Origin of the sequence: Citrobacter freundii complex sp. CFNIH4 (assembly GCF_002934505.1) — a bacterium.
GTDB classification, from domain to species: domain Bacteria; phylum Pseudomonadota; class Gammaproteobacteria; order Enterobacterales; family Enterobacteriaceae; genus Citrobacter; species Citrobacter freundii.
In genome coordinates this window covers 3,324,901-3,348,543 of record NZ_CP026231.1, presented here as the reverse complement: position 1 = coordinate 3,348,543, position 23,643 = coordinate 3,324,901, and the positions used below count along the sequence as shown (strand labels likewise).

23 protein-coding genes and 3 tRNA genes are annotated in these 23,643 nt (G+C 51.3%); 16 read left to right on the top strand and 10 right to left on the bottom strand.

Annotated features, from left to right (window positions below; genetic code table 11):
- Positions 1-3: 3 nt before the first annotated feature.
- On the bottom strand, positions 4-1,335 hold the full coding sequence (argA, locus tag C2U41_RS17100; protein ID WP_003034012.1) for an amino-acid N-acetyltransferase: 1,332 nt from the start codon (positions 1,333-1,335) through the stop codon (positions 4-6).
- 233 nt (positions 1,336-1,568) lie between these two features.
- Here argA and amiC point away from each other — a divergent pair, with 233 nt between their 5' ends.
- The 10 genes from amiC to C2U41_RS17045 all read left to right on the top strand — a co-directional run bounded on the left by amiC (position 1,569) and on the right by C2U41_RS17045 (position 11,257).
- A complete protein-coding gene (gene amiC / locus C2U41_RS17090; protein WP_032937467.1) occupies positions 1,569-2,822 on the top strand; it encodes an N-acetylmuramoyl-L-alanine amidase AmiC in 1,254 nt (417 codons plus the stop codon).
- 373 nt (positions 2,823-3,195) lie between these two features.
- Positions 3,196-3,765, top strand: coding sequence for a fimbrial protein (locus tag C2U41_RS17085; protein ID WP_232051974.1), 570 nt, complete (start codon positions 3,196-3,198; stop codon positions 3,763-3,765).
- Positions 3,766-3,826: 61 nt separating this feature from the next.
- Positions 3,827-4,384 (top strand): fimbrial protein, encoded by a 558-nt coding sequence (locus C2U41_RS17080; RefSeq protein WP_003840934.1) that lies wholly within the window; start codon positions 3,827-3,829, stop codon positions 4,382-4,384.
- A 10-nt stretch (positions 4,385-4,394) separates the two neighbouring features.
- Positions 4,395-4,943, top strand: coding sequence for a fimbrial protein (locus C2U41_RS17075; protein ID WP_032937468.1), 549 nt, complete (start codon positions 4,395-4,397; stop codon positions 4,941-4,943).
- Between the two features lie 12 nt (positions 4,944-4,955).
- A complete protein-coding gene (locus C2U41_RS17070; RefSeq protein WP_003840930.1) occupies positions 4,956-5,552 on the top strand; it encodes a fimbrial protein in 597 nt (198 codons plus the stop codon).
- 118 nt (positions 5,553-5,670) lie between these two features.
- Positions 5,671-6,357, top strand: coding sequence for a fimbria/pilus periplasmic chaperone (locus tag C2U41_RS17065; protein ID WP_103848280.1), 687 nt, complete (start codon positions 5,671-5,673; stop codon positions 6,355-6,357).
- Between the two features lie 41 nt (positions 6,358-6,398).
- Positions 6,399-9,011, top strand: coding sequence for an outer membrane usher protein (locus C2U41_RS17060; protein ID WP_032937469.1), 2,613 nt, complete (start codon positions 6,399-6,401; stop codon positions 9,009-9,011).
- Complete coding sequence (locus C2U41_RS17055; protein WP_003840923.1) at positions 9,008-9,601, top strand: fimbrial protein; 594 nt, start codon at positions 9,008-9,010, stop codon at positions 9,599-9,601. Before C2U41_RS17060 ends, C2U41_RS17055 begins: the two co-directional genes overlap by 4 nt.
- 15 nt (positions 9,602-9,616) lie before the next feature.
- A complete protein-coding gene (locus tag C2U41_RS17050; protein ID WP_003840921.1) occupies positions 9,617-10,201 on the top strand; it encodes a fimbrial protein in 585 nt (194 codons plus the stop codon).
- 12 nt (positions 10,202-10,213) lie between these two features.
- Positions 10,214-11,257: a fimbrial protein gene (locus tag C2U41_RS17045; RefSeq protein WP_032937470.1), complete on the top strand. Its 1,044-nt coding sequence runs from the start codon at positions 10,214-10,216 to the stop codon at positions 11,255-11,257.
- A 141-nt stretch (positions 11,258-11,398) separates the two neighbouring features.
- Here the strand turns inward: C2U41_RS17045 and C2U41_RS17040 are convergent.
- From C2U41_RS17040 to C2U41_RS17030, 3 genes are all read right to left on the bottom strand, one after another.
- Positions 11,399-11,475: transfer RNA gene (locus C2U41_RS17040), tRNA-Met, on the bottom strand.
- Positions 11,476-11,627: 152 nt separating this feature from the next.
- Positions 11,628-11,704: transfer RNA gene (locus C2U41_RS17035), tRNA-Met, on the bottom strand.
- Between the two features lie 48 nt (positions 11,705-11,752).
- Positions 11,753-11,829, bottom strand: a tRNA-Met gene (locus C2U41_RS17030).
- Between the two features lie 205 nt (positions 11,830-12,034).
- Between C2U41_RS17030 and mltA the strand changes: the two genes are divergently transcribed.
- Complete coding sequence (mltA, locus tag C2U41_RS17025; protein WP_003034021.1) at positions 12,035-13,132, top strand: murein transglycosylase A; 1,098 nt, start codon at positions 12,035-12,037, stop codon at positions 13,130-13,132.
- Positions 13,133-13,266: 134 nt separating this feature from the next.
- A complete protein-coding gene (tcdA, locus tag C2U41_RS17020) occupies positions 13,267-14,073 on the top strand; it encodes a tRNA cyclic N6-threonylcarbamoyladenosine(37) synthase TcdA (RefSeq protein ID WP_003846496.1) in 807 nt (268 codons plus the stop codon).
- Between the two features lie 77 nt (positions 14,074-14,150).
- Here the strand turns inward: tcdA and csdE are convergent, their stop codons facing one another.
- Positions 14,151-14,597: a cysteine desulfurase sulfur acceptor subunit CsdE gene (csdE, locus tag C2U41_RS17015; RefSeq protein ID WP_032938380.1), complete on the bottom strand. Its 447-nt coding sequence runs from the start codon at positions 14,595-14,597 to the stop codon at positions 14,151-14,153.
- Entirely contained in the window at positions 14,597-15,802 is a 1,206-nt protein-coding gene (csdA, locus tag C2U41_RS17010; RefSeq protein WP_103848281.1) for a cysteine desulfurase CsdA, read from the bottom strand. Before csdA ends, csdE begins: the two co-directional genes overlap by 1 nt.
- 192 nt (positions 15,803-15,994) lie before the next feature.
- Here csdA and C2U41_RS17005 point away from each other — a divergent pair, with 192 nt between their 5' ends.
- The 4 genes from C2U41_RS17005 (at position 15,995) to rlmM (ending at position 19,010) form a co-directional block, all read left to right on the top strand.
- A complete protein-coding gene (locus tag C2U41_RS17005; RefSeq protein WP_003034032.1) occupies positions 15,995-16,222 on the top strand; it encodes a YgdI/YgdR family lipoprotein in 228 nt (75 codons plus the stop codon).
- A gap of 363 nt (positions 16,223-16,585) precedes the next feature.
- Positions 16,586-17,503 (top strand): glycine cleavage system transcriptional regulator GcvA, encoded by a 918-nt coding sequence (gene gcvA, locus C2U41_RS17000; protein ID WP_003034035.1) that lies wholly within the window; start codon positions 16,586-16,588, stop codon positions 17,501-17,503.
- A gap of 18 nt (positions 17,504-17,521) precedes the next feature.
- Complete coding sequence (locus C2U41_RS16995; RefSeq protein ID WP_003034037.1) at positions 17,522-17,917, top strand: DUF423 domain-containing protein; 396 nt, start codon at positions 17,522-17,524, stop codon at positions 17,915-17,917.
- Positions 17,910-19,010, top strand: a complete 1,101-nt coding sequence (rlmM, locus tag C2U41_RS16990) for a 23S rRNA (cytidine(2498)-2'-O)-methyltransferase RlmM (RefSeq protein ID WP_003034040.1) — start codon at positions 17,910-17,912, stop codon at positions 19,008-19,010. Before C2U41_RS16995 ends, rlmM begins: the two co-directional genes overlap by 8 nt.
- A gap of 35 nt (positions 19,011-19,045) precedes the next feature.
- On the opposite strand, the gene fucR is transcribed toward rlmM, so the two are convergent.
- The 4 genes from fucR to fucI all read right to left on the bottom strand — a co-directional run bounded on the left by fucR (position 19,046) and on the right by fucI (position 23,572).
- Complete coding sequence (gene fucR / locus C2U41_RS16985; protein ID WP_003034043.1) at positions 19,046-19,774, bottom strand: L-fucose operon activator; 729 nt, start codon at positions 19,772-19,774, stop codon at positions 19,046-19,048.
- A gap of 57 nt (positions 19,775-19,831) precedes the next feature.
- Entirely contained in the window at positions 19,832-20,254 is a 423-nt protein-coding gene (gene fucU / locus C2U41_RS16980) for an L-fucose mutarotase (RefSeq protein ID WP_003840383.1), read from the bottom strand.
- 1 nt (position 20,255) lies between these two features.
- Positions 20,256-21,674, bottom strand: a complete 1,419-nt coding sequence (gene fucK, locus C2U41_RS16975; RefSeq protein ID WP_103848282.1) for an L-fuculokinase — start codon at positions 21,672-21,674, stop codon at positions 20,256-20,258.
- 122 nt (positions 21,675-21,796) lie between these two features.
- A complete protein-coding gene (gene fucI, locus C2U41_RS16970) occupies positions 21,797-23,572 on the bottom strand; it encodes an L-fucose isomerase (protein ID WP_003034050.1) in 1,776 nt (591 codons plus the stop codon).
- Positions 23,573-23,643 lie beyond the last annotated feature (71 nt).

The window sequence follows — 23,643 nt, the reverse complement described above, 5'->3', positions numbered from 1 at the left end:
CGCCTATGCCAAATCCGCCATCAGCACTTTTGACCGCCGCTGATAGTTGTACATCTCTTTTTTGCTTTCCGGCAGCAGGTCGATATCTACCGGCGTGAAGCCTCGCTCCTGAAACCAGTGAATGCTGCGCGTGGTCAGCACGAACAGCTTGCTCAGCCCCATTTGCCGGGCCTGCGCGGCGATCCGTTCCAGCAACACTTCCCCGCGCGACGAGCTACGGTAGTCCGGATGTACCGCTACGCACGCCATTTCGCCAATTCTCTCTTCCGGGAAAGGGTACAGAGCGGCACAGGCGATAGTCAGGTTATCACGCTGAATAATCGTGAATTTGTCGATCTCCATTTCCAACTGCTCGCGCGAGCGGCGGACCAGAATACCTTGCTGTTCCAGCGGGCGGATAAGCTCCAGAATCCCGCCGATATCGTTAATGGTAGCGCGACGGATCTGCTCGGCGCTTTCCATCACGATCTGCGTACCGATGCCGTCGCGGGAGAACAGTTCTTGCAGCAATGCACCATCTTCCTGATAGCTGATCAGATGGCAGCGGCGTACGCCACTGCGACAGGCTTTCACTGCTCCGCGCAGGAAGCGCACCGTACCGGAGCTGTAATCGCCTTTCTCTTCCTGCAACTCAACGCGAGCCTGAGCTTCGTTAGGAAACAACTCGGAAATAATATCGCCATCATCGTTGGTTACACCCTGAGACGAGCAAAAACCGATCATTTTCTCTGCCTTCAGTTTGATAGCCAACTGCGTGGCGACCTCTTCTGACGTCAGATTAAAGCTCTCACCAGTGACGGAAACGGCGACCGGGCCCATCAACACAATCGCGCCGCTATCTAACTGGCGGTGAATGGCATCTTCATCGATGCGACGAATACGCCCGCTATGGCAGTAATCTACGCCGTCATCAACGCCCAGCGGCTGGGAGATAATAAAATTACCGCTGACCACATTGATGTGTGCACCCTGCAATGGCGTATTATTCAGGCTCATCGACAGGCGGGCGGTAATATCAAGCTGAAGTAGCCCTGCAGCCTGTTTGACCAGCTCCAGGGTTTTCGCATCGGTGACGCGCGTGTTTTTGTGGTACACCGGCTCATGATGATGCGCCGCAAGATTGGCATCAATCTGCGGTCGAGCGCCATAGACCACGACCAGGCGGATGCCGAGGCTATGAAGAAGACCAATGTCATTGACGATACTGGAAAAGTTTTCATGCTCGATGGCTTCACCGCCCAGCATAATGACAAACGTTTTTCCCCGATGGGTATTGATATAGGGAACAGAATGGCGGAATCCCTGTACCAGTTCGGTTCTACGCTCCTTCACCACGGCACACCCTCATTGCATGATTATTCGTAATTTTTGTATTTTTATTCTGTTTTGGTTCTGTGCGCAAGCGTAATTTTTACCCATGCTGAAGATTTTTATCAGTAATACCGTGAATATAAAAAGAATGTTTACCCTTTTATAGATGACAGATTATGCGTCATTCGCTAAAGTTTCCGGTCAATTCGGACGTTTTACGTATTACTCATTACAGATTTCTTTTGCTCGGGAGAAGCATGTCGGGATCCAACTCAGCAATCAGTCGCCGCCGTTTACTGAAAGGTGCGGGTGCTATGTGGCTTTTAAGCGTCAGCCAGGTTGGTCTGGCTGCCGCGAGTCAGGTCGTTGCCGTACGTATCTGGCCTGCGTCCAGCTATACCCGCGTCACGGTAGAATCTAACCGTCTGCTGAAATACAAACAGTTTGCCCTGAGTAATCCTGAGCGTGTGGTTGTGGATATTGAAGACGTTAATTTGAATTCGGTGCTCAAGGGCATGGGAGCGCAGATTCGTCCTGACGATCCGTATATTAAGTCGGCGCGCGTTGGCCAGTTTGATCCAAAGACTGTGCGGATGGTGTTCGAGCTAAAACAGAATGTGAAGCCGCAACTTTTTGCGCTGGCTCCGGTGGCAGGCTTTAAAGAACGTCTGGTGATGGATCTCTATCCCGCGAATGCCCAGGACGTTCAGGACCCGCTGCTGGCATTGCTGGAAGATTACAACAAGGGCGATCTGGATAAACAGGTGCCACCTGCACAAAGTGGCCCGCAGCCGGGTAAAGCGGGGCGCGATCGTCCCATTGTCATTATGTTGGATCCGGGCCACGGCGGAGAAGACTCCGGTGCGGTGGGGAAATACAAGACGCGTGAAAAGGATGTGGTGCTGCAGATTGCCCGCCGTCTGCGAGCTCTCATCGAGAAAGAGGGCAACATGAAGGTCTTTATGACGCGAAATGAAGATATTTTCATTCCGCTTAAAGTCCGTGTGGCAAAAGCGCAGAAGCAGCGCGCAGACCTGTTTGTCTCTATTCACGCCGATGCCTTTACCAGTCGACAACCCAGCGGTTCTTCGGTGTTTGCGCTCTCGACCAAAGGCGCGACCAGTACCGCAGCGAAATATCTGGCGCAGACCCAGAACGCCTCGGATCTCATCGGTGGCGTCAGTAAGAGCGGTGACCGTTACGTCGACCACACCATGTTTGACATGGTGCAGTCGCTGACCATCGCCGACAGCCTGAAGTTTGGTAAAGCGGTATTGAATAAGCTTGGTAAAATCAACAACCTGCATAAGAATCAGGTTGAACAGGCCGGGTTTGCGGTACTAAAAGCGCCGGATATCCCGTCCATTCTGGTAGAAACAGCGTTTATCAGTAACGTTGAGGAAGAGCGCAAACTCAAAACGGCGACCTTCCAGCAGGAAGTTGCAGAGTCGATTCTGGCAGGGATTAAAGCCTATTTTGCCGATGGGGCGACGCTGGCGAGAAGGGGATAAATACACGTCCTGGCATTCTGATGCGATATAACGAATGATTGTCCAGGACGAAATATTATAGTAGGACTATTTACAGGTTCATTTATTATTATCGGATAAATTACCGATAACATATATTCATAAAGTATCTTGTTGATTATATAATTTTAAAATTAATACATCTGTTTGAAGTTTATTTTTAATTATTTGGCGGTGTTATTTTATTTATTAACTGATAATTATTTCATATTGATGTTTTCCTAAAAATAAATCTGATGATGTTTTCTGGCACATAGTGTCTCTTCACTTGGGATATAATTTTATCGCATCACCTCTGGTAGGAATGCAGACACCATAAATTATGGTATTGGATATTTATCACCAAGGGAAAAAAATGAAAAAATTTACTATTGCAGCCATTGCTATGGCATTTGCAGGAAGCGCTTTTGCGGGCGATCAGGACTCTGCGGATATTCACTTTGCCGGTGAAGTACAGACTAACATCTGTACGGCAGCGCTTTTAGGGGGAGGAACTTCAGTGCAACTGGATCCGACTGACGTTAAGACCGTCTCGGCAGCCACCACTGACTCGGTAATGAAAAAAGACTTCACAGTCTCTCTGGATTGTACGGCCCAGGGTTCCAAAGACAAAATTACCGGTGCGAGCTATGCCACTGTAACAGGCTATCTGGCGGCTGCAAAAGGAACAGTGGTTAATGCCAGCACTTCTGCGCTGGATAACACCGACGTTTCTGCTGCGGGTGCGCAAGGGGTTGGTTTCCAGGTGCAAAACAAAGACAGCAGCAATGCAGTCCAGACGTTTACCACCGCGGATCGCCAGGCGAAAGTGATCGATACTGCGGCGCCAATGCTGTTTAACTACAACGTTGGCTACCTGAAAACCGGCACCGTCAGCGGCGGTCTGGTTGCAGCTGACGCCATGTTTATCGCAACGTATCAGTAATATCAAAATAATGTCAGGCAGGGCCGTTGAGCCCTGCTTTTTCATCCAGGAGAGAGGGCGTATGCGTAAAGGAAAACCGTTATTGTTGCTCCTGATGATATTCGGTCTGTTAAACGGGCAAGGGGCGCTGGCTGCGGTTGCCCCTGATGCGGAACTTATTGTGCAGGGGCGTATTTATAGCACAACCTGTACCGTACAAACGCCGGGAGACGGTACTTCGATAGCGTTGGAGGAGGTGACCACACAGGCATTACATGATGCACGAAGCTTTCCTGTTTCGCCGAAGGAATTTACGATTAATGTCAGTTGTTCTTCACCTTCAAACTGGCATGAAGTGACGGGAAAATTTACCACTGACGGGGAGATCGAAGGTTCCAATTTTTCTGTTCATTTAAAAAATACGATTACCGATACGACTGGCGCAAAATATGTCGGCCTACAAATTAAAGATAAAATTACCGATACTGTTGTTGATTTCAGTGCAACGCAGCAGTTCACGTTAGCTTTTAGCAATGAGGACAGCGCCTCATTTAAGTTTGAAGTGGGTTATATGCCTTATGGTGTGCCGGAAAAGGGCGACGTACATGCGGCGGCGACCTTTACCCTGACCTATGCCTGACGGAGCGTCTGTGAATAAATTAATTGTTCTGCTGCTGTCTGGGCTGGCGTGGGTTAATTCAGCGCGTGCTGCCGATACGGTGGAATATGAATTTACCGGTCGGGTGACGGAGTTAACTTGTAAGGTGGAACTTTATTCCTACACGGGAACACCATTAAGTGCTCTTTATGTCGGCGGGCTCGTGATCGATACTCTGCCAGCCATAGGTGATATTACTTGGATATCGAATGCGGGAGATTATTATTTCCGCGTTTCCTGCCCGTCCGGATATAAGGCGTCAACAGTGACAGGAAAAATAAGTACATCGCAGGAGGTTGATGCCGCCACCCTCGCAATAAAATCTGAAGATAGAAATAATCAGTTTGGCTTCGTTTTTAAAGATACCGATCAGAATATGATGATTGATTTTAGCACGGCGGAAAATACGCAGACCCTTGTCCAGGATGGCGATGTAAAAAGGGCTGATTTTAATTTTATAGTGGGTGTCGTGCCTTACGGTGTGAACGTGAACTACGGTTTCCTGCAAGCTTCTATTATGTTTACTGCCACATTTGAGTAACAGGGGAAGAAAATGAAATATTTACCATTCCTTTTGTCTCTGATGGCTTTCTGTGTTTATGGTGCAGCGCCGGTTTACGACACGGTACAGACGCCTGAAATTGTTGTTTCGGCTTTCGTCGAGCCTATACCCACACAATGTAAAGTATGGGTCGAGGTGGATGGCGTGAGCAGCACCACTATTGCGTTAGAGACGGCTTCCCTGAAGGAACTTCAGGGGGCGACTTCAGGCGCGCTGCATCAAAAGAGTTTCGCTATACGTTCTGAGTGCACTCAGGCCGAGCAATATTATCCGAATATTCGTTGGGTGACGAGCGGAGAGACCGACCCTGCAACCTATGCATTAAAAAATACCGCCTTATCAGGCGCGGTAAACGTTGGTTTCCTGGTACAGGATCAATCAACACCACCGGGCTCAGTCGTGAATTTCCAGACGGGTAGCCGAAAAGATTATGAATATGTAGATCGCGGCCGTTGTTATAAATTAGAGGAAGGTGAACGAGTCTGCTTTAACTGGGCGTCAACCTATTCAGTCGGTTATATCGCCTACGGTACGCCCGGCGCGGGCATTGTTACTGCCGATGCTACCGTAATTATTAATGTTGAATAAAATAGCTAAAATATATTTGGTTGGTTTATATATCAGATTTGCATAGTGTAAAAATATTGTTTCTGTCAAAGGGATTTATATGAAAAGGTATTCATGTTCGCTATTTATTGCGTGTTTGATGACGCTCACTACAACTTCATCACTGGCCAGCGTGGTGATTCAGGGAACGCGGGTCATTTACCCTGAATCGGCGAAAGAAGTAACGGTAAAAATGGTAAATGAGGGCAGGTCGCCTTTATTGGTCCAATCCTGGCTGGATGACGGTAATGAAAACGGCGATCCGGCCAAAATGAAGCTACCGTTTATTGTCACTCCCCCCGTCTCGCGTCTTGATCCACAAAAAGGCCAGAGCGTGCGTATTACCTGGACCGGTAAGGCGTTAGCGCAGGATAAAGAGAGTATTTTTTGGTTTAACGTGCTGGAAATTCCACCTAAAGATAAGAATGCGGAAGGGAAAAGCAAACTTAATCTGGCTTTACGTTCGCGGATTAAATTCTTTTATCGTCCGGCCTCATTGAAGGGCAGCTTTATTGATGGTTTAAATAATGTTAAGTGGTCGCTGGTCAATGACGTGGGTAACGTGGCGATCGTCCTGAAAAACGACTCGCCTTATTATCTCTCACTGATTGGCGGCGCGGTGTGGGCAGGGGCGAAAAAATATGACTACAAACCGAAAATGCTGAGTCCTTTTAGTGAGGAACGCTTTGTCGTACCGCAATTAACCACGACTTCCGTTAATAAAGTGTCATGGGTTGCGTTGAATGATTACGGCGCGGATGCGGAAGTCGTCAAAACGGTTAAATAAAAAAGTACCCGCAGAGTAACAGGATTATTAATTAAAAGGGAATGATGGTGCGCCGATTATCGCGATCTATTTATTTATCGACGTTTCTGACTGGCTTTTTTTCGCTGACATCCGCACAGGCAGATGAAGGTACGCCCGATGAAAGCGCCAGCACCGAAATGGTGGAGTTTAGTGACGCCTTTTTAATGGGTGATGCGGGCAGCCAGCTTGACCTGAAGCGTTTTTCACGTGGTAATCCTGTTCTTGCCGGAACATACAACGTTAAAGTTTTCCTTAATGGCAAGGAAATGTTCAAAACTCCGCTGACTTTTCACGAAAACAATACGGATTATGCGTCGGCGTGTTTTACCCATGCGCTGCTGGAACAGCTCAGTGTGGATCCCGAGCCGCTAAATCAGGAGGATGAGGATGGCTGTTATGATCTGGCCACCACCCTGCCGAAGTCATCCAGCCGCTACGACCCATTGACGCAGGAGCTGAATGTAACCATCCCGCAGGTCTATCTGGTCAGTCATCCTGCCGGCTATATTCCTCCTTCGCGTTGGGATTCCGGGATCCCGATGGCGCTGCTCTCCTATAACGCCAACGCCTGGCATTCCAAAAGCGACAATACCACGCAGGACACCTTTTACTCCGGGTTGATGTTGGGTTTGAACCTTGGCGCATGGCGTTTACGCTCAAATGGCGCATACAACTGGGATAACGATAACGGCGGAGAGTACAGCAGCTACGATCTGTTTATTGCACGCGACATTGTGCCGTTGCGCGCAAAACTGGAAGCGGGGGAGGTACGCACCAACGCCAACATGATGGATTCCGTTTCGCTGGACGGTGTGCACCTTTACAACGATGCACAGATGGATCCGTCGGCTAACAGCTATGTGCCGGTGATTCGCGGCGTCGCGAACAGCAATGCCAAAGTGACGGTACGCCAGGAAGGTCGTATTGTTACGCAGATCACCGTCCCTCCGGGGCCGTTCGCCATCAGCGACTACTATGCTGCACAAAACGGCAGCGATCTGGATGTTACCGTTGAGGAGTCTGATGGCAGTACGCGCGTATTTTCTATGCCCTATGCCTCTATTGCCCATTTACTGCGTCCTGGTGAAGTGGACTGGGATATCGGTATCGGCACGGTGGATAAAGACACGGTTGATGAAACGCTGTGGGCGGGAGTCGCCACCGCCTCTTACGGTCTGAGCAATATGTTTACCGCCTACGGCGGTGTGCAAATGGCAGACAACTTATACACCGCCGGAATGCTCGGCGTAGCAATGAACACCAGCATTGGGGCGTTTTCATTCGACGTGACGCACTCACAAACCACCGCCGATGACGTTGGCACCTTAAAAGGGCAGAGTTACAGCCTTAACTACAGTAAAAATTTCACGGCGACGGGGACCACCTTCAGCGTGGTCGGCTATCGTTTTTCCTCTGAAAACTACATGTCGATGAACGATGCGCTATCGCTCAAAAATACGCTGAATAATTATGCTTCCGATAAAAACACCACGACGCAGGAGGCATATCATGCCTATACACGCACGCGCAATGAGATACAGGCCAACGTCTATCAGGATGTGACTATCAATGGTGAAAGTTATGGCTCGTTTTATCTGAACGGGACCTGGCGTAGCTATTGGGGCGATGATGGCAATACCTCGCAGTATTCCGTAGGTTATAGCAACTCTGTGGGGAGCGTGAGTTACAGCATTTCCGCCCAGCGCAGCTATGATGAATTTGGCGAAGAAGACGATAGCATCAACCTGGGTTTCTCTATTCCGTTGGGGTCAGGCTCCAGCGTGGACTATCGTCCGTTCTCCAGTATGAGCGTCAACAGCAGTAGCGACTTTAAAGGTAATGACAGCGTCAGCGCGATGGCGACAGGGAGTTCTCGGGACAATATGTATAACTACTCCCTGAACACCACGAGCAGCCGCAACAAAGACAGCGAAGACCTCACCACGATAGGCAGTTGGGTGACGCGCAACGGCGCGTACAGCACCACCTCATTATCGGCGACGCAGGGGCTTAACGGCGATCAACAGTACTCGCTAAGTACAACCGGTGGCGTGGTGCTGCACAGCGGCGGGCTGACGCTGGCCTCCGGCTATTTAACGCCAGACTCGACGATGGCGCTGGTGCACGCCAGCGGGGCGAAAGGCGCGTCCGCCTCAATGGGCAATGGGCAGATAGACGGTTTTGGCAATATGGTCGTCACCAGCCTGAGTCCCTACCGGGAAAACACCGTCGGTCTGAATATTGACACGATGGAAAACGATGTGGCGATTAGTAATACCACCGGTGTCGTGGTGCCGACCAGCGGGGCGCTGGTGCGTGTGGATATCGAAACCGACGCTCGTAAAGCGTTTATGCTGGAACTGATGCGCGACGATGGCGGGTTTATTCCGCTGGCGGCAGATGTGCAGGATAGTGCTGGCAGCTCGGTCGGCACCGTAGGCCAGGCGGGGATTGCCTTTGTGCGCGGCATGGATGACAGCGGTACGCTCTCCGTCATTTGGGGCAGCGGCGCAGAAAGCCGCTGTCAGGTGAGCTATCAGTTAGATGGCAATGCCAGCATGATCGGTAAAACGCCGCTTATCTCCGGTCTGCGCTGCCGGATGTCCTCAACCAGCGTGAAGGTGACGCCATGATCCATCATCGAATTTTTCGCCATGTAGTATTAGGCCTGTGTTCATTTTGCTTTAGCGCTGCTGCTTTTGCTGATTGCCTGGCAAAAAGTGATCCGTTGAAATGTATGGGGAGTACCAAGACGGTTGATGTAACCTTTACCGCAACTCTTCAAACTCCTTCGTGCAATGTTTCTTTAGGGGGAGAGAGTAATCTGGGAGGAAAGTCTCTCGTTATTGATTTTGGTCAGATTATAGCGCGTGATCTGGATTTGAATGATGAACGTTATAACCGTCCTTTAGGTATATTTTTAACTGGTTGTGACAATATGCTTAATAAAGCAAAGGTGACTTTTTCCATAAATAGTGCTGATCTCTGTTCAGATCCCCATAAAACATGCCTCGGGATGGGGACAATGTTGGGATTAAAAATTAAGGATCGAGTCAAGGGAGATTTTATTACATTCAACAGCGAGAGGGATATGACGTTGAATAGTAATGGTGAGGGGTATTTCACGATTTACGATATATATATTATGGCAGCCTTTGGGGGGGCTACAATGAGCTCTGGTTATTTCGAGGAATCGTTTCAAATCATTGTCCGTTATAACTAAATACTTGGGGTTATCATGCGCTATTATCTTCCTTACCTGTTCACGTTAATCCTGTCTTCTCCAGCGCTGGCGGCAGAAACGTTTATTGCTGCACCCACGATGGATGTTACTGTAACGGCAACAACCGTATTACCCGTATGTAATGTTAGTGTTGCACAGGAGATAACCCTTCCTGATACACATATAAGCCAGTTTGCTGCCGGCGGTGTATTGAACGCTTTAACCCCTACTGATTACAGTGGAGGAGATATCTATACGCCGTTTAATATTACGCTCACCAACTGTGGCAGCGAAACGGCGTCAATATCCAGAACAATGCGTTTAACGCTTCGTAATATAGGTGCCGGACCTATTATCGATGGCGTATTCAGCGATTATTTACAAAACAGTACCAACGTTGGCATTGTTATTTTTAATACGGATGGCGCCAGCGCAAGAAATGTCCTGCTGGATGAAATTATATTCACTAATCAAATTGCTACGAATAGTGAACAAGTCTTCCATTTCGCGGCGCGTTTTCAGAAAGTGGGCAACGGTGAAAGTGGCGTCGCAAGCGGATTGTATGCAGCGAAAGTTTCCGTGACCGCAGCGTATGAATAAAAAGGATATGTCATGCTGAAAAAATATGGATTTATCATGCTGTTATTGCTGGGCTTATGTGGCGTTCGCAGCGCATTGGCGAGTTGTGCATTTACCACGCCAACGGGAACATATATTGATCAAACTATGGCATCGTCGCCCGTAACGGCGGTCACGCTGACAAGCACAAATTTGCAGCAGTTATTCCAAAGTTCGGTGCTGGTTGGCGGACCGGTCATTTCCACCTGTAATCCGTCCACGGGAACCGCCATCACCGTATCGGGGGATGGTTTTTCTTCGGGTTCACTGCCTGAAACGATGCCTGATGGTGGTTTGCTGATAGGCGGCATCGCCGATGGATTTGGTTATGGATTCTGGTACACCGTGACCTATGGTGATGGCAGTGGAAGCGTTTCGGGGCATCTTAAAAAAGGGGGGATGTTCACCGCGACGCCTGCCCAGCTTAATGGCGCAAGGTGGGAGTTTCAGGCCGAATTATGGTATGCGGGGGGAAGCTATGGTGATAAGGTAAAAAAGAGCCAGATCGTGGCAGTGAACACTACGTATTTTAAAGTGGGCTTTAGTAATGTTATGAAAGGGTTTCGTTTTAATTCCCCTGCCATTCCGATTACGCCAACCACTTGTAACTTGTCTATTGACAGGTCAAAAGTCGATTTTGGTTCGTTTAACTTTTTGCTCTATGGCGGAACGGGGGGAGTTAAAAATGGGCCGTATCAAGAGATACGTGTTAGTAACAATAACTGCAAGATGACGACTAAAATTGAGACTCGTATACTGAGTAATGGGAATCCGGTGAGTTCTGACCAGCATTTGTTGCTAAACAAACTGGCTGGTGATGATGCCGCCAGCGGTTTTGGTGTGGCGCTTTATACTTTTTACAATCCCCTTATCATTGATGCTCTTTCGGGGAACGGAGACATTAGTGGCCCGTACACTTCCGCACCGAAAGAGTTTGATACCTCTGATCGTATTTACTTATATCTTGAGCCCGACGGTACGCCGCTAAGGAATGGGAAATTCGAGGCTACCGCTACTATTAACGTCAGCTACTATTAACCCCAATGAACGACCACTGCCTGTGCCTTTGATCGATACGGGCGGATGACAGAACGGCAGACACAAAAAAACCGCATAAAGCGAAACGCTTTTGCGGTTTTATTTTTTAAGGTCTTATTTAATAGCCTTAACAAACTATGTTGGTTGCGGGGGCCGGATTTGAACCGACGACCTTCGGGTTATGAGCCCGACGAGCTACCAGGCTGCTCCACCCCGCGTCCGTCTTTTCGCTTCGTATTTCAAACCACATCTGCGTTGGCTTTCCTCGTTCACCTCAGTCACTTACTGGAGTAAGCTCCTAAGGATTCACTGCGTCGCCGCCTTGCTGTGATTTGAACTACTTTGCAAAAATATTACATCAGATTTTAATTGGTTGCGGGGGCCGGATTTGAACCGACGACCTTCGGGTTATGAGCCCGACGAGCTACCAGGCTGCTCCACCCCGCGTCCGTCATTACTCTTCCATCGAGTAACGTTACTGCTTCTGATTTTAATTGGTTGCGGGGGCCAGATTTGAACTGACGACCTTCGGGTTATGAGCCCGACGAGCTACCAGGCTGCTCCACCCCGCGTCCGTGGATGCGCACTATACTCTGCTAATGATTTCATGCAACCCTTTTTTCACCTTGATCACGTTTTTAGGGTGAAAACGAACAAAAACAACGCATTCTGGACTGTTTTTTGCGCAAAATTTGCGTTCGGGTAGGTATACGCATTTCATTAGGTTCGGGGGTTTGTTATCTTCGTCTCGCATTCAGGCAACATAAGACGAGAACAATGAAAGGACGTTGGGCAAAATATCTTCTGGCGGGAGCAGTAGTCGCGATGCTCGCCGCGTGTTCCTCAAAACCCACCGATCGTGGGCAGCAGTATAAAGACGGGAAATTTACCCAGCCTTTCTCACTGGTGAACCAGCCTGATGCGGTTGGCGCACCAATCAATGCCGGTGATTTCGCCGAGCAGGTTAATCAAATTCGCAGCGCTTCGCCACGTTTGTACGGTAACCAGAGCAACGTCTACAACGCTATCCAGCAATGGTTACGCGCGGGCGGTGATACGCGCAGTATGCGTCAGTTTGGTATTGATGCATGGCAAATGGAAGGGGCTGATAACTACGGTAACGTCCAGTTTACCGGTTACTACACGCCGGTTATCCAGGCGCGGCATACGCGCCAGGGCGAGTTTCAGTATCCTATCTATCGTATGCCGCCAAAACGTGGGCGCTTACCATCCCGTGCCGAGATCTACGCGGGCGCGCTAAGCGACAATTATATTCTGGCATACAGTAACTCCCTGATGGATAACTTCATTATGGATGTTCAGGGCAGTGGTTACATCGATTTTGGCGATGGCAGCCCGCTCAACTTCTTTAGCTATTCCGGGAAAAACGGCCACGCCTATCGCAGTATCGGTAAAGTGCTTATCGACCGTGGCGAAGTGAAAAAAGAAGATATGTCGATGCAGGCTATTCGTCATTGGGGTGAAACGCACAGCGAAGCCGAAGTGCGTGAGCTGCTGGAGCAGAACCCATCGTTTGTCTTCTTTAAACCACAATCTTTTGCTCCGGTGAAAGGGGCCAGCGCGGTACCGTTGATTGGCCGCGCATCCGTGGCTTCTGACCGCAGTATCATTCCTGCGGGCACAACGTTACTGGCGGAAGTCCCGTTACTGGACAATAACGGCAAGTTTACCGGCCAGTACGAACTGCGTCTGATGGTGGCGTTGGATGTGGGCGGGGCGATAAAAGGACAGCACTTCGACATCTATCAGGGTATTGGCGCAGACGCCGGACACCGTGCAGGGTGGTATAATCATTACGGTCGCGTATGGGTACTAAAAACAGCGCCGGGTGCGGGTAACGTGTTCAGCGGTTAATTGCCGGATGGCGCTTCGCTTATCAAGCCTGAATTATTGAGTAGGCCTGATAAGGCGTAGCCACCATCAGGCAGTGATGCAGTCATCAAGGGCGGTATTTGTCCGCTCTTTTTGTTTTCTATATCTGAGGTTCTATGTCTGTGGTTATAAGTGATGCCTGGCGTCAGCGTTTTGGCGGTACGGCGCGTCTGTATGGCGAAAATGCGCTGCAACTGTTTGCCCAATCGCACGTTTGCGTGGTTGGGATTGGCGGAGTGGGGTCATGGGCGGCGGAAGCGCTGGCACGAACCGGCATTGGCGCCATCACGCTCATCGATATGGATGATGTGTGTGTCACCAATACTAACCGCCAGATCCATGCTTTACGCGATAACGTCGGCCTGGCAAAAGCTGAAGTGATGGCTGAACGTATCCGCCAGATTAACCCGGAGTGCCGGGTGAACGTGGTCGATGATTTTGTCACGCCGGATAACGTTGCTGAATATATGAGTGCAGGATTTTCGTATGTCATTGATGCGATTGATAGCGTGCGCCCAAAAGCGGCACTGATCGCGTACTGTCGGCGTAACAAAATTCCGCTGGTGACCACCGGTGGTGCGGGCGGACAGATTGATCCTACGCAGATTCAGGTCGTTGATTTGGCAAAAACCATCCAGGATCCGTTGGCGGCCAAGCTACGTGAGCGGCTGAAAAGCGATTTTGGCGTGGTGAAAAACAGCAAAGGCAAGCTGGGCGTGGACTGTGTGTTCTCGACCGAAGCGCTGGTGTACCCGCAGGCAGATGGCTCGGTATGTGCGATGAAAGCGACGGCGGAAGGGCCGAAACGTATGGATTGCGCATCCGGGTTTGGCGCGGCCACGATGGTGACCGCCACCTTTGGTTTTGTTGCCGTCTCCCATGCGCTGAAGAAGATGATGGCCAAAGCGGCGCGCCAGCCCTGATTGTGTCGGATGGCGCTATGCTTATCCGACCTACGGTTTGTGCGGTGTTGTAAGCCGGATAAGACGTATCAGCGCCGTCATCCGGCTTTCTGAGCAACCTCAAGAATCGCCTCGTTAAGAGCATGTAGCCCCTGGCTACGCGAGGCGCTAAGCTGCGCGCGTAAACCCAGCTCGTCAAATAATTCCATTGGTGAATGCGCCAGTAACTCGGCGGCCGTTTTACCTTCGACCGCGGTGAGTAATACCGCCAACAGCCCGCGTACTATTCGACCTTCGCTGTCACCAAAGAAATGCAGAGTGCCATTCTCATGAAGAGTATGCCCCAGCCAGACGCGGTTTTCACAGCCCGCGATTTCTTTGGCCTGTGCTTTTAGCGCATCCGGAAGTGCCGGCAACTGCTTACCCAGCAGTATCAGCTGACGATATTTATCTTCCCACTGAGTGAGCGGGATAAAGGTATTGCATAACGTCTCTTCGGTTACGGTTGTGCCAAACGGGTGTCCGGCGAACAGAGGGCTTGTCATTAATCCACCAATATTTCCAGCGCGCGGTCGACGGCTGCGACCAACGCATCCACATCGCTTTGTGTATTATAAGGGGCAAATGAGGCGCGTAGTGTCCCGGATACGCCCAGTTCTGCCAGTAGCGGTTGCGCGCAGTGTTGCCCCGCGCGCAGCGCAATGCCATATTCGGCCAATAGCGTAACCATATCGCTGTGATGAACACCCGAGAAATCAAAGGCTAACAGACTGGAATCCTGGCAGCGGAAGGACCGAAAGCCGGGGCGTTTCGCCAGCGCTTCTTCTGCCAGCGTCGCCAGACCCCGGCTCCAGTTTTCGGCCTGTGCAACGTCGACGTCCGCCAGCCATTCGAGCGCTGCGCTTAGCCCGATAACGCCAGCAACGTTAGGCGTACCGGCCTCCTGCTTCCATGGGGCTGCCTGGGTGGTGAAACCGTCGAAGCTGACTTCGCTAATCATCTTTCCGCCGCCGAGCCACGGTGACATAGCTTCCAGTAATTCAGGCTTACCGTACAGCACGCCAATACCGGTTGGGCCATACAGCTTGTGGCCAGAGAACGCATAGAAATCAATATCTAACTGTTGTACGTCGGCAGGAAAATGGACAATCCCCTGGGCACCATCAACCATCACCACCATGCCAGCCGCATGGGCGAGCGTGATGGCGCGGGCCAGATCCGGGCAGCCACCGGTGACGTTCGACATTTGCCCGAGTGCCAGAATGCGGCTGCGCGGGGTAATGAGTTGCGTAAGGCGCTCAACGTCTGGCAATAAATCGGGGGTGAGTGGGAGTTTGACGACCTTAGCCCCCGTTTGCTCCGCGACCATCAGCCAGGGCACGAGGTTGGCGTGATGTTCCGCTGCGCTAACGATAATCTCATCACCCGGCTGAAGGCGTGGACGCGCATAGCTTTGAGCAACCATGTTGATCGCTTCCGTTGTGCCGCGGGTCCAGACGATGGTTTTGTCATCCGGCGCATTAATCAGGCTTGCGACTTTTTCCCGCGCGGCTTCATAGCGTGCGGTCAGGCGCTGGGCTTCAGCAAACTGGCTGCGATGGACGTTTCCGGCGCTCAGGCTATAAAACTGGTGGGTAGCCTCAATCACCGCCTGTGGCTTCAGCGCCGTAGCAGCGCTGTCGAGATAGACGCCAGCATCGTTGAGTGCGGGAAATTGTGCGCGAAACTGCGCGGGGTTAAAAGCGTTCATGGTATTCCTCAGTTCAGTAAACCGATCGTGGCGCAAAAAGGGCATTGATACAAGGGTTGCGCTAACCATCGGAATACTCTGGATATCCTGGCAAAGCCCGCTCAGTGTCTTATGCTAAATAGCGTTAGGTGAACAATTTTGCCTGTTACGGAGTGTGTTTTTAATAGCATAAATCGCTTTAAGGAGAAGAAGATGAAAAAGACTGCCGCCATAATTTCTGCCTGTATGCTGACTTTTGCCCTGAGCGCCTGTTCCGGTTCGAATTACGTGATGCACACCAACGATGGTCGATCAATCGTAGCTGACGGTAAGCCACAGACCGATAGTGAAACGGGGATGATTTCGTATAAAGACGCTAACGGCAACAAACAGCAGATTAACCGCACTGACGTGAAAGAGATGGTAGAACTGGATAACTAACCGGTCATCCATCGACAAAGAGTCGGACAAAAAAAAGCACCGCAATTTGGCGGTGCTACATTAATCACTATGGACAGACAGGGTAAATGTACAGGAAGTGAAAAAGGGTAGCTTTGCTACCATGGTCTGAATCGCAGACCAATTGCAAACACAACAACACAACATCACAACCGTAAGCCAAAAGCCCACCAGAACACGCATTCCGATAAAACTTTTCGTTCCGGCTTCAGGAAGTGCCGCCACTATAGGTATTTGCTGGTAGAACCTCAACGGACAATTTATAATGGCTCAGATAAAAAAAACTAATAGGTTACAGCCTGTTAGCTAATTGTTAAATTCATTTAACATCAAAGCCTAAAAGTCATGTCAAAACGATTACCACCCTTAAATGCGTTGCGTGTTTTTGATGCTGCAGCGCGTCATTTGAGCTTTACTCGCGCAGCAGAAGAGCTTTTTGTGACGCAGGCCGCAGTAAGTCATCAAATCAAGTCTCTTGAGGATTTCCTGGGGCTGAAGCTGTTTCGTCGACGCAATCGATCTTTGCTGTTAACGGAAGAAGGTCAAAGCTACTTCCTCGACATCAAAGAGATTTTTTCGCAATTAACCGACGCGACGCGTAAACTTCAGGCACGTAGTGCAAAAGGTGCACTTACCGTCAGTTTATTGCCCAGTTTTGCGATCCAATGGCTGGTGCCCAGACTCTCTAGCTTTAACTCAGCTTATCCGGGAATCGATGTCAGGATCCAGGCGGTGGACCGTCAGGAAGACAAACTGGCGGACGATGTAGATGTGGCGATTTTCTACGGACGCGGCAACTGGCCGGGTCTGCGCGTTGAAAAATTGTACGCAGAATATTTATTGCCGGTCTGCTCGCCGCTATTACTCACCGGTGATAAACCGTTGAAGACGCCCGACGATCTGGCTAAACATACATTATTGCACGATGCGTCGCGCCGTGACTGGCAAGCCTATACGCGCCAGCTTGGCCTGAATCATATCAACGTACAGCAGGGACCTATCTTCAGCCATAGCGCCATGGTGCTACAGGCTGCTATCCACGGACAGGGGATTGCGCTGGCGAATAACGTCATGGCGCAGTCCGAAATAGAAGCCGGACGTCTGGTCTGTCCGTTTAACGATGTTCTGGTCAGCAAAAACGCATTTTATCTGGTTTGTCATGACAGTCAGGCAGAACTGGGTAAAATAGCCGCCTTCCGTCAGTGGATTTTGGCTAAAGCGGCCACGGAACAAGAAAAATTCCGCTTTCGTTATGAACAATAATTTACGTAGGGTATTCACATGACCAGCCGTTTTATGCTGATTTTTGCCGCCGTAAGTGGCTTTATCTTTGTGGCGTTGGGTGCCTTTGGGGCACATGTTCTGAGTAAAACCCTCGGTGTCGTTGAGATGGGGTGGATCCAGACTGGCCTTGAGTATCAAGCGTTCCATACGTTGGCTATCTTTGGCCTGGCCGTCGCCATGCAGCGACGCATTAGCATTTGGTTTTACTGGAGTAGCGTGTTTCTGGCATTAGGAACGGTGCTGTTTAGCGGCAGCCTGTATTGCCTTGCACTCTCTCATTTACGCCTGTGGGCGTTTGTTACCCCCGTCGGCGGTTTCAGCTTCCTTGTGGGCTGGGCGCTGATGTTAGTGGGTGCTATTAGATTGAAACGTAAGGGCGTTAGCCATGAATAAGGTTGTGTTGTTGTGTCGCCCGGGTTTTGAAAAAGAGTGCGCCGCAGAAATTACGGATAAAGCAGGGCGCCGGGAAATCTTCGGTTTTGCCCGCGTGAAAGACAATGCGGGTTACGTCATCTTCGAATGCTATCAGCAGGATGATGCCGAAAAGCTAGTGAAAGAGCTGCCGTTTAGCTCACTGATTTTTGCCCGTCAAATGTTTGTGGTGGGCGAACTGCTGCAATATTTACCGCCGGAAGACCGCATTACGCCGATCGTTGGCATGCTGCAGGGCGTGGTGGAAAAGGGTGGCGATCTGCGTGTCGAAGTCGCCGACACCAATGAAAGCAAAGAGCTGGTTAAGTTCTGCCGTAAATTTACCGTACCGCTGCGCGCGGCGCTGCGTGAAGCGGGCGTACTGGCAAAATATGAAACGCCGAAACGTCCGGTGGTTCATGTTTTCTTTATCGCCCCTGGCTGTTGTTATACCGGTTATTCCTGGCCTGACAATAACTCACCGTTCTACATGGGTATTCCGCGACTGAAATTCCCGGCCGATGCGCCGAGCCGCTCAACGCTGAAACTGGAAGAAGCGCTGCACGTGTTTATCCCTGCCGATGAATGGGATGAGCGTCTGGCGAACGGAATGTATGCGGTGGATTTAGGGGCCTGCCCGGGCGGATGGACCTATCAGCTGGTTAAACGCAACATGTGGGTTTACTCCGTGGATAACGGTCCAATGGCACAAAGCCTGATGGATACCGGACAGGTCACCTGGCTGCGTGAAGACGGATTTAAATACCGTCCGAATCGCAACAATATTTCGTGGATGGTCTGCGATATGGTGGAGAAGCCGGCGAAGGTCGCCGCGCTGATGGCACAATGGCTGGTCAACGGCTGGTGTCGTGAGACAATATTCAACCTCAAGCTGCCAATGAAAAAACGCTACGAAGAGGTATCACAGAACCTGGCTTACATTCAGGCCCAGCTTGATGAACATGGCGTAAATGCCCAAATTCAGGCGCGTCAGCTGTATCATGACCGTGAAGAAGTAACCGTTCACGTACGTCGTCTGTGGGCGGCCGTCGGCGGTCGTCGCGACGAGCGATAAGGCTACAATCCTGGTCGGATGGCGGCGAAATCGCCCTATTCGGCCTGGATTGATTCAATCAGCTGTGTATCTGAAACAATATGCGTCACATCATCCAGATGCCCAATTCTGGCCTCTCCCGAACGATTAAATTTACTTTTATCGATCAACAATAAAGATTGCGATGCGCGCTTAAGCAGAATGGATTTGAAGTCTGCGTTGGTTGCATTTGAGTCCCAGAGCGCACCGTCGCTATTGATCCCTTCGCAGGAAAAAATAAACAGGTCAATATCGAGGGATTTAAGCTGCGAGATAAGCGAGGGATTAACGTAGCAACCGTATTTGCGCTCAAGGCGACCGCCGGAGCTGATAAGCTGAATGTGTTCACGTTTAGCCAATTCCTGGCAGATGGGCTGGCTGTTGGTAAAAACGTGAATGTTGATGTCCGGTAGCTGTCGCGCCAGGTACCAGCAGGTTGAGCTGGCGTCTAAAGCTATCACCATACCTTCTTCGATCCATGCCAGCGCTTCGCGGGCAATATTTGCTTTGTGGGCATAGTGGCTTTTTAGTCGTATATGGAACGGGTCGCCACTGTCCTGATTTTCCCGATGAATAGCCTTGGCCCGCCCATGATTGCGTAGCACCTTGCCCTGGGTTTGTAATTCACTGAGATCGCGGCGGATGGTCTCTTTGCTAACGTTTAGCTGCAAAGACAGGGCTTCAGTTGTCAGGCTTTTGTGGTGGGTAAGCAGATCTACGATTGCCTGCTGGCGCGCCGCTTTCATGTTCAGATCCTCATCTGATGATAAATGCCCGTACCAGACGGGCATTCTGACCAGAGATTACGGCGTTACCCCTTTTTTTAAAAGAATATTCCCGTACTTTGCCCGCTCTCCTGTGATAACGATCGCAAACGCCTTTTGCGCTCGTTCGTAAAAGGCATAACGGTCAATACGCGTGATGTCTGGACAGGGGGCCTGCAATGAAAGCGCCTGTCGATAGCGAGCCTCGACGTCAGGATCGAGAGCGTCGCCTTCTACTGCGGCCATCATCACCAGCGGTGGGGCGTAGCTGTCCAGTTCAAAAAGCGGAATAATCGCCTGCAGCAGGTCACTGACCAGCAGACCGTCGGCGCGAATCACCTGCGGTCCCATGCTATGAGCCGGAAAATGAGCATCGGAAAAGATAATCTCATCGCCGTGACCCATTTCAGCCAGCACCTTCAGCAGGTCGGGGGAAATTAAGGGGGATATTGTTTTGAGCATGTTACTCGACTCCTGTCTGTTCGGATTCGGTTTGCGGATAGAAGTAACGGTACTGGTAGCGCACCTGTGCACGGGCCTGTTCCGGTGAGGTAAATTCCTTAATGCCTGACCAGGCAAACATCGCGGCACCTGCGACGGTGGTTTCGGCGTCATCCAGCACTTTGACAGGGATCCCGAGAACGTTAGCTTTAATCTGGTTCCACAATGCGTTACGGCTTCCCCCGCCAACCAATAACAATTCAGTGGCCTGGAAATGACCGATTTTTTCCAGCGTGTGTAAATTCCGCTGCAACTGTTCTGTCAGTCCTTCCAGTGCGGCGCGATAAAAATGCCCGCGGGTGGTATTGAGCGTAACCCCTTGCCAGCCCGCATTCTGAGAGGTCAGCAGGTCGCAGTGCATCTTGACGCCTTCTGCGCCAGCAGGAATGGACCGGGCTTCGTCAATCAGCGTCTGCCAGGGCGATTCGGCAGTCCAAAACAGCTTACGCACCCATTCAAGCACGCCGGAAGCCAGCCACTGCATGCCGGGATTATACAGACCGACCTGACTGTCTAATTCACAGGTGGAACCCGCATAATGGCTGAGCAGAGAGGTGTCCACCTGTGCGCTGCGTACCATCAGAATTTCCCATGTACCGGAAGAGAGCACCGGTTCGTCTGGCTGAGCTCCTGCGCCAAAGAGCGCAAACTGCGTGTCGTGCCCGGCAGATATCACAGGAATACCCACTGGTAGCCCGAGCAGGCTGGCGGCCTCGTTTTGCAGTACCCCAATCTGTTCGCCCGCTTCCACCAGCCGCGGAAACAGTCGGCGCGGTATGCCGGTCGCCTGCAAAATGTCATCACTGAAATCGCGCTGCTGGATGTTCAGCATCTGGCTGGTGCCCGCCATGGTGATATCTGTGGTGAACTCGCCGGTTAAACGGTGGTTGATAAGCGATGAGATAAACAGCCAGGCGTGCGCCTGTTCCAGTAATTGTGGATGGTTTTCTTTCAGCCACACCAGTTTATACAGCGTGTTAAAGCTAAACGCGCCGACGCCGGAGATTTCCTGCAACTGCTGCGGTGACATGTAGCGATGGATATTTTCCATTACTGCTGCGGTGCGTGGGCACTTCCAACTGATTACCGGATATAACTGCCTGCCGTGTTGATCGACCAGCGCACCGTCTACGCCGAAGGTGGTGACGGCGATCCCGCAGATACGGCAATTGGCCAGTTGCGTGGAGAGCCGCTGACAGCAGTCGGCGAAGCGTTGCAAAATGGCTTCCAGCGACCACTGATGCCAGATACCGTTCTCCGCGGCAATATCACTGGCGTTGGGCGTAGAGGCGCGGGCGATAATTTTTCCCTGACGGTCAACGGCTATGGCCCGCACGTTGGTCGCGCCACAGTCGAGGACCAGGATAACCTCTTGTTTCATAATTGCTCCTGGGAGATTACCTATTGCCGGATGGCGGCTTCGCCTTATCCAGCCTACAAAACCGTGCGCTTCGTAGGCCTGATAAGACGCGTAAGCGCCACCATCAGGCAATTGCTCGATGTTTAACGCTTATACAGCGGACCGTAGTTCTGGCAGGCACGATAATCCTGGCCTTCCGTATCCATTCCGTGGGCTGCCCAGGCTGAAGGACGGTAAATTTTCTCGTCTTCCACGTTGTGCATGCAAACCGGGATACGCAGCATGGCGGCCAGAGTGATAAAGTCTGCGCCCACGTGACCAATCGTCAGCACTCCGTGGTTTGCGCCCCAGTTAGCCATAACCGAATAGACATCGCTGAACGGGCCTTTACCGGTTAAGCGCGGGGCAAACCAGGTGGTCGGCCAGGTAGAGTTGGTGCGCGCATCGAGCTGGTCATGCATATCTTCCGGTAATTCCACGCTCCAGCCTTCTGCGATTTGCAGTACCGGCCCCAGGCCCTTGATGATGTTGATGCGAGTCATGGTGAACGGCACGCCGCCCTCGGTCAGGAAGCGAGAGGAGTAGCCGCCGCCGCGGAAGTATTCGTGAATAGCCGGACACCATTCGGTTGCCGCCAGGCAATCATCGACCTCTTTTTGCGAGATTTCCCAGTGCGGTTTCATGGTCGGTTTCCCTGCGTCGTCGCGCTGTTTGCAGGAGCCGTCCAGTGCTGCCGAGCCGGAGTTAATCAGGTGAATAATGCCGTGCTCAGCAAGGCCGGTCAGCGGTTTACCCGTGACGCGCTCTACCGCTTCTGGCGACCAGTAGGTGCGCACATCGGCAAAGACCTGCGCCGTGCCGGTGAGTTGATGGCCGAACAGCATCGCCACGCCGTTCAGGCTGTCGTTTTCGGTGGCGACAACGAACGGTTCGCGTATGCCATTCCAGTCAAAGGAGCTGTTGAGCAGCGCTTCGGCGGTATCACCATTCGGATATTGATCGGTCCAGTGACGCTGGCCCTGGAAGCCTGCGGCAATCGCGTTGTATCCCAGCGACTCTTCAACCCGACCTTTGTCGGCCAGCTTCTGGTTACCCTGCATCATGTCGCGAATGCACATGGCCATTAGCAGACTCTCTTTCAGCACCGCACGGCTCTGTTCTGCATTGCGCTTATATTGCTGCGCGTTCTGATCCTCGCCGTAGCGGAAGTTTTTGTCCGCCCATGCCAGCGCCATTTCCAGCTCAGCTTCGTCATAGATTTTTTGGTCGATGCGACGACGCAGTTCGGTCATATCAACGGGTTGAACTTTCATTCCCAGCCAGGATTCAAAGAAGTTATGATCGACAATAGAGCCGGCAATGCCCATTGAAACGCCGCCTACGGACAGGTAGGTTTTGCCTTTCATACCGGCGACGGCTAAGCCCGCGCGGGCAAAGCGCAGCAATTTTTCTTCCACATCGGCAGGGATCGTGGTGTCGCCGGCGTCCTGTACGTCATGGCCGTAAATAGAGAAGGCAGGAAGTCCTTTTTGATTATGCGCAGCCAGCGCGGCGGCCAGATAAACGGCCCCCGGACGTTCTGTACCGTTGAAACCCCAGATAGCTTTCGGCCGCATTGGATCCATGTCGATGGTTTCGCTACCGTAGCACCAGCATGGGGTCACTGTGATGGTCACGCCCACATTCAGGCTGCTGAATTTTTCTTCGCAGGCGGCAGATTCCGCCATCCCGGCGATACAGGTGTCGGCAATGACACATTCAATTTGCGCGCCGCAGGCGTGACGAAGTTTCTCAGCGATCAGCGCAGCGGTGGCTTTAGCCATATTCATGGTTTGCTCTTCGAGCGATTCACGAACACCCATACGGCGCCCATCAATCACCGGACGAATGCCAATTTTCGGTAAGCTATTTTTTTTCATTCGAGGTTCCTCATCTCACTTTATGCCGTGCTGCAAAAGCGGATGTTGAACACCACCGTCGCAGTTGGCTG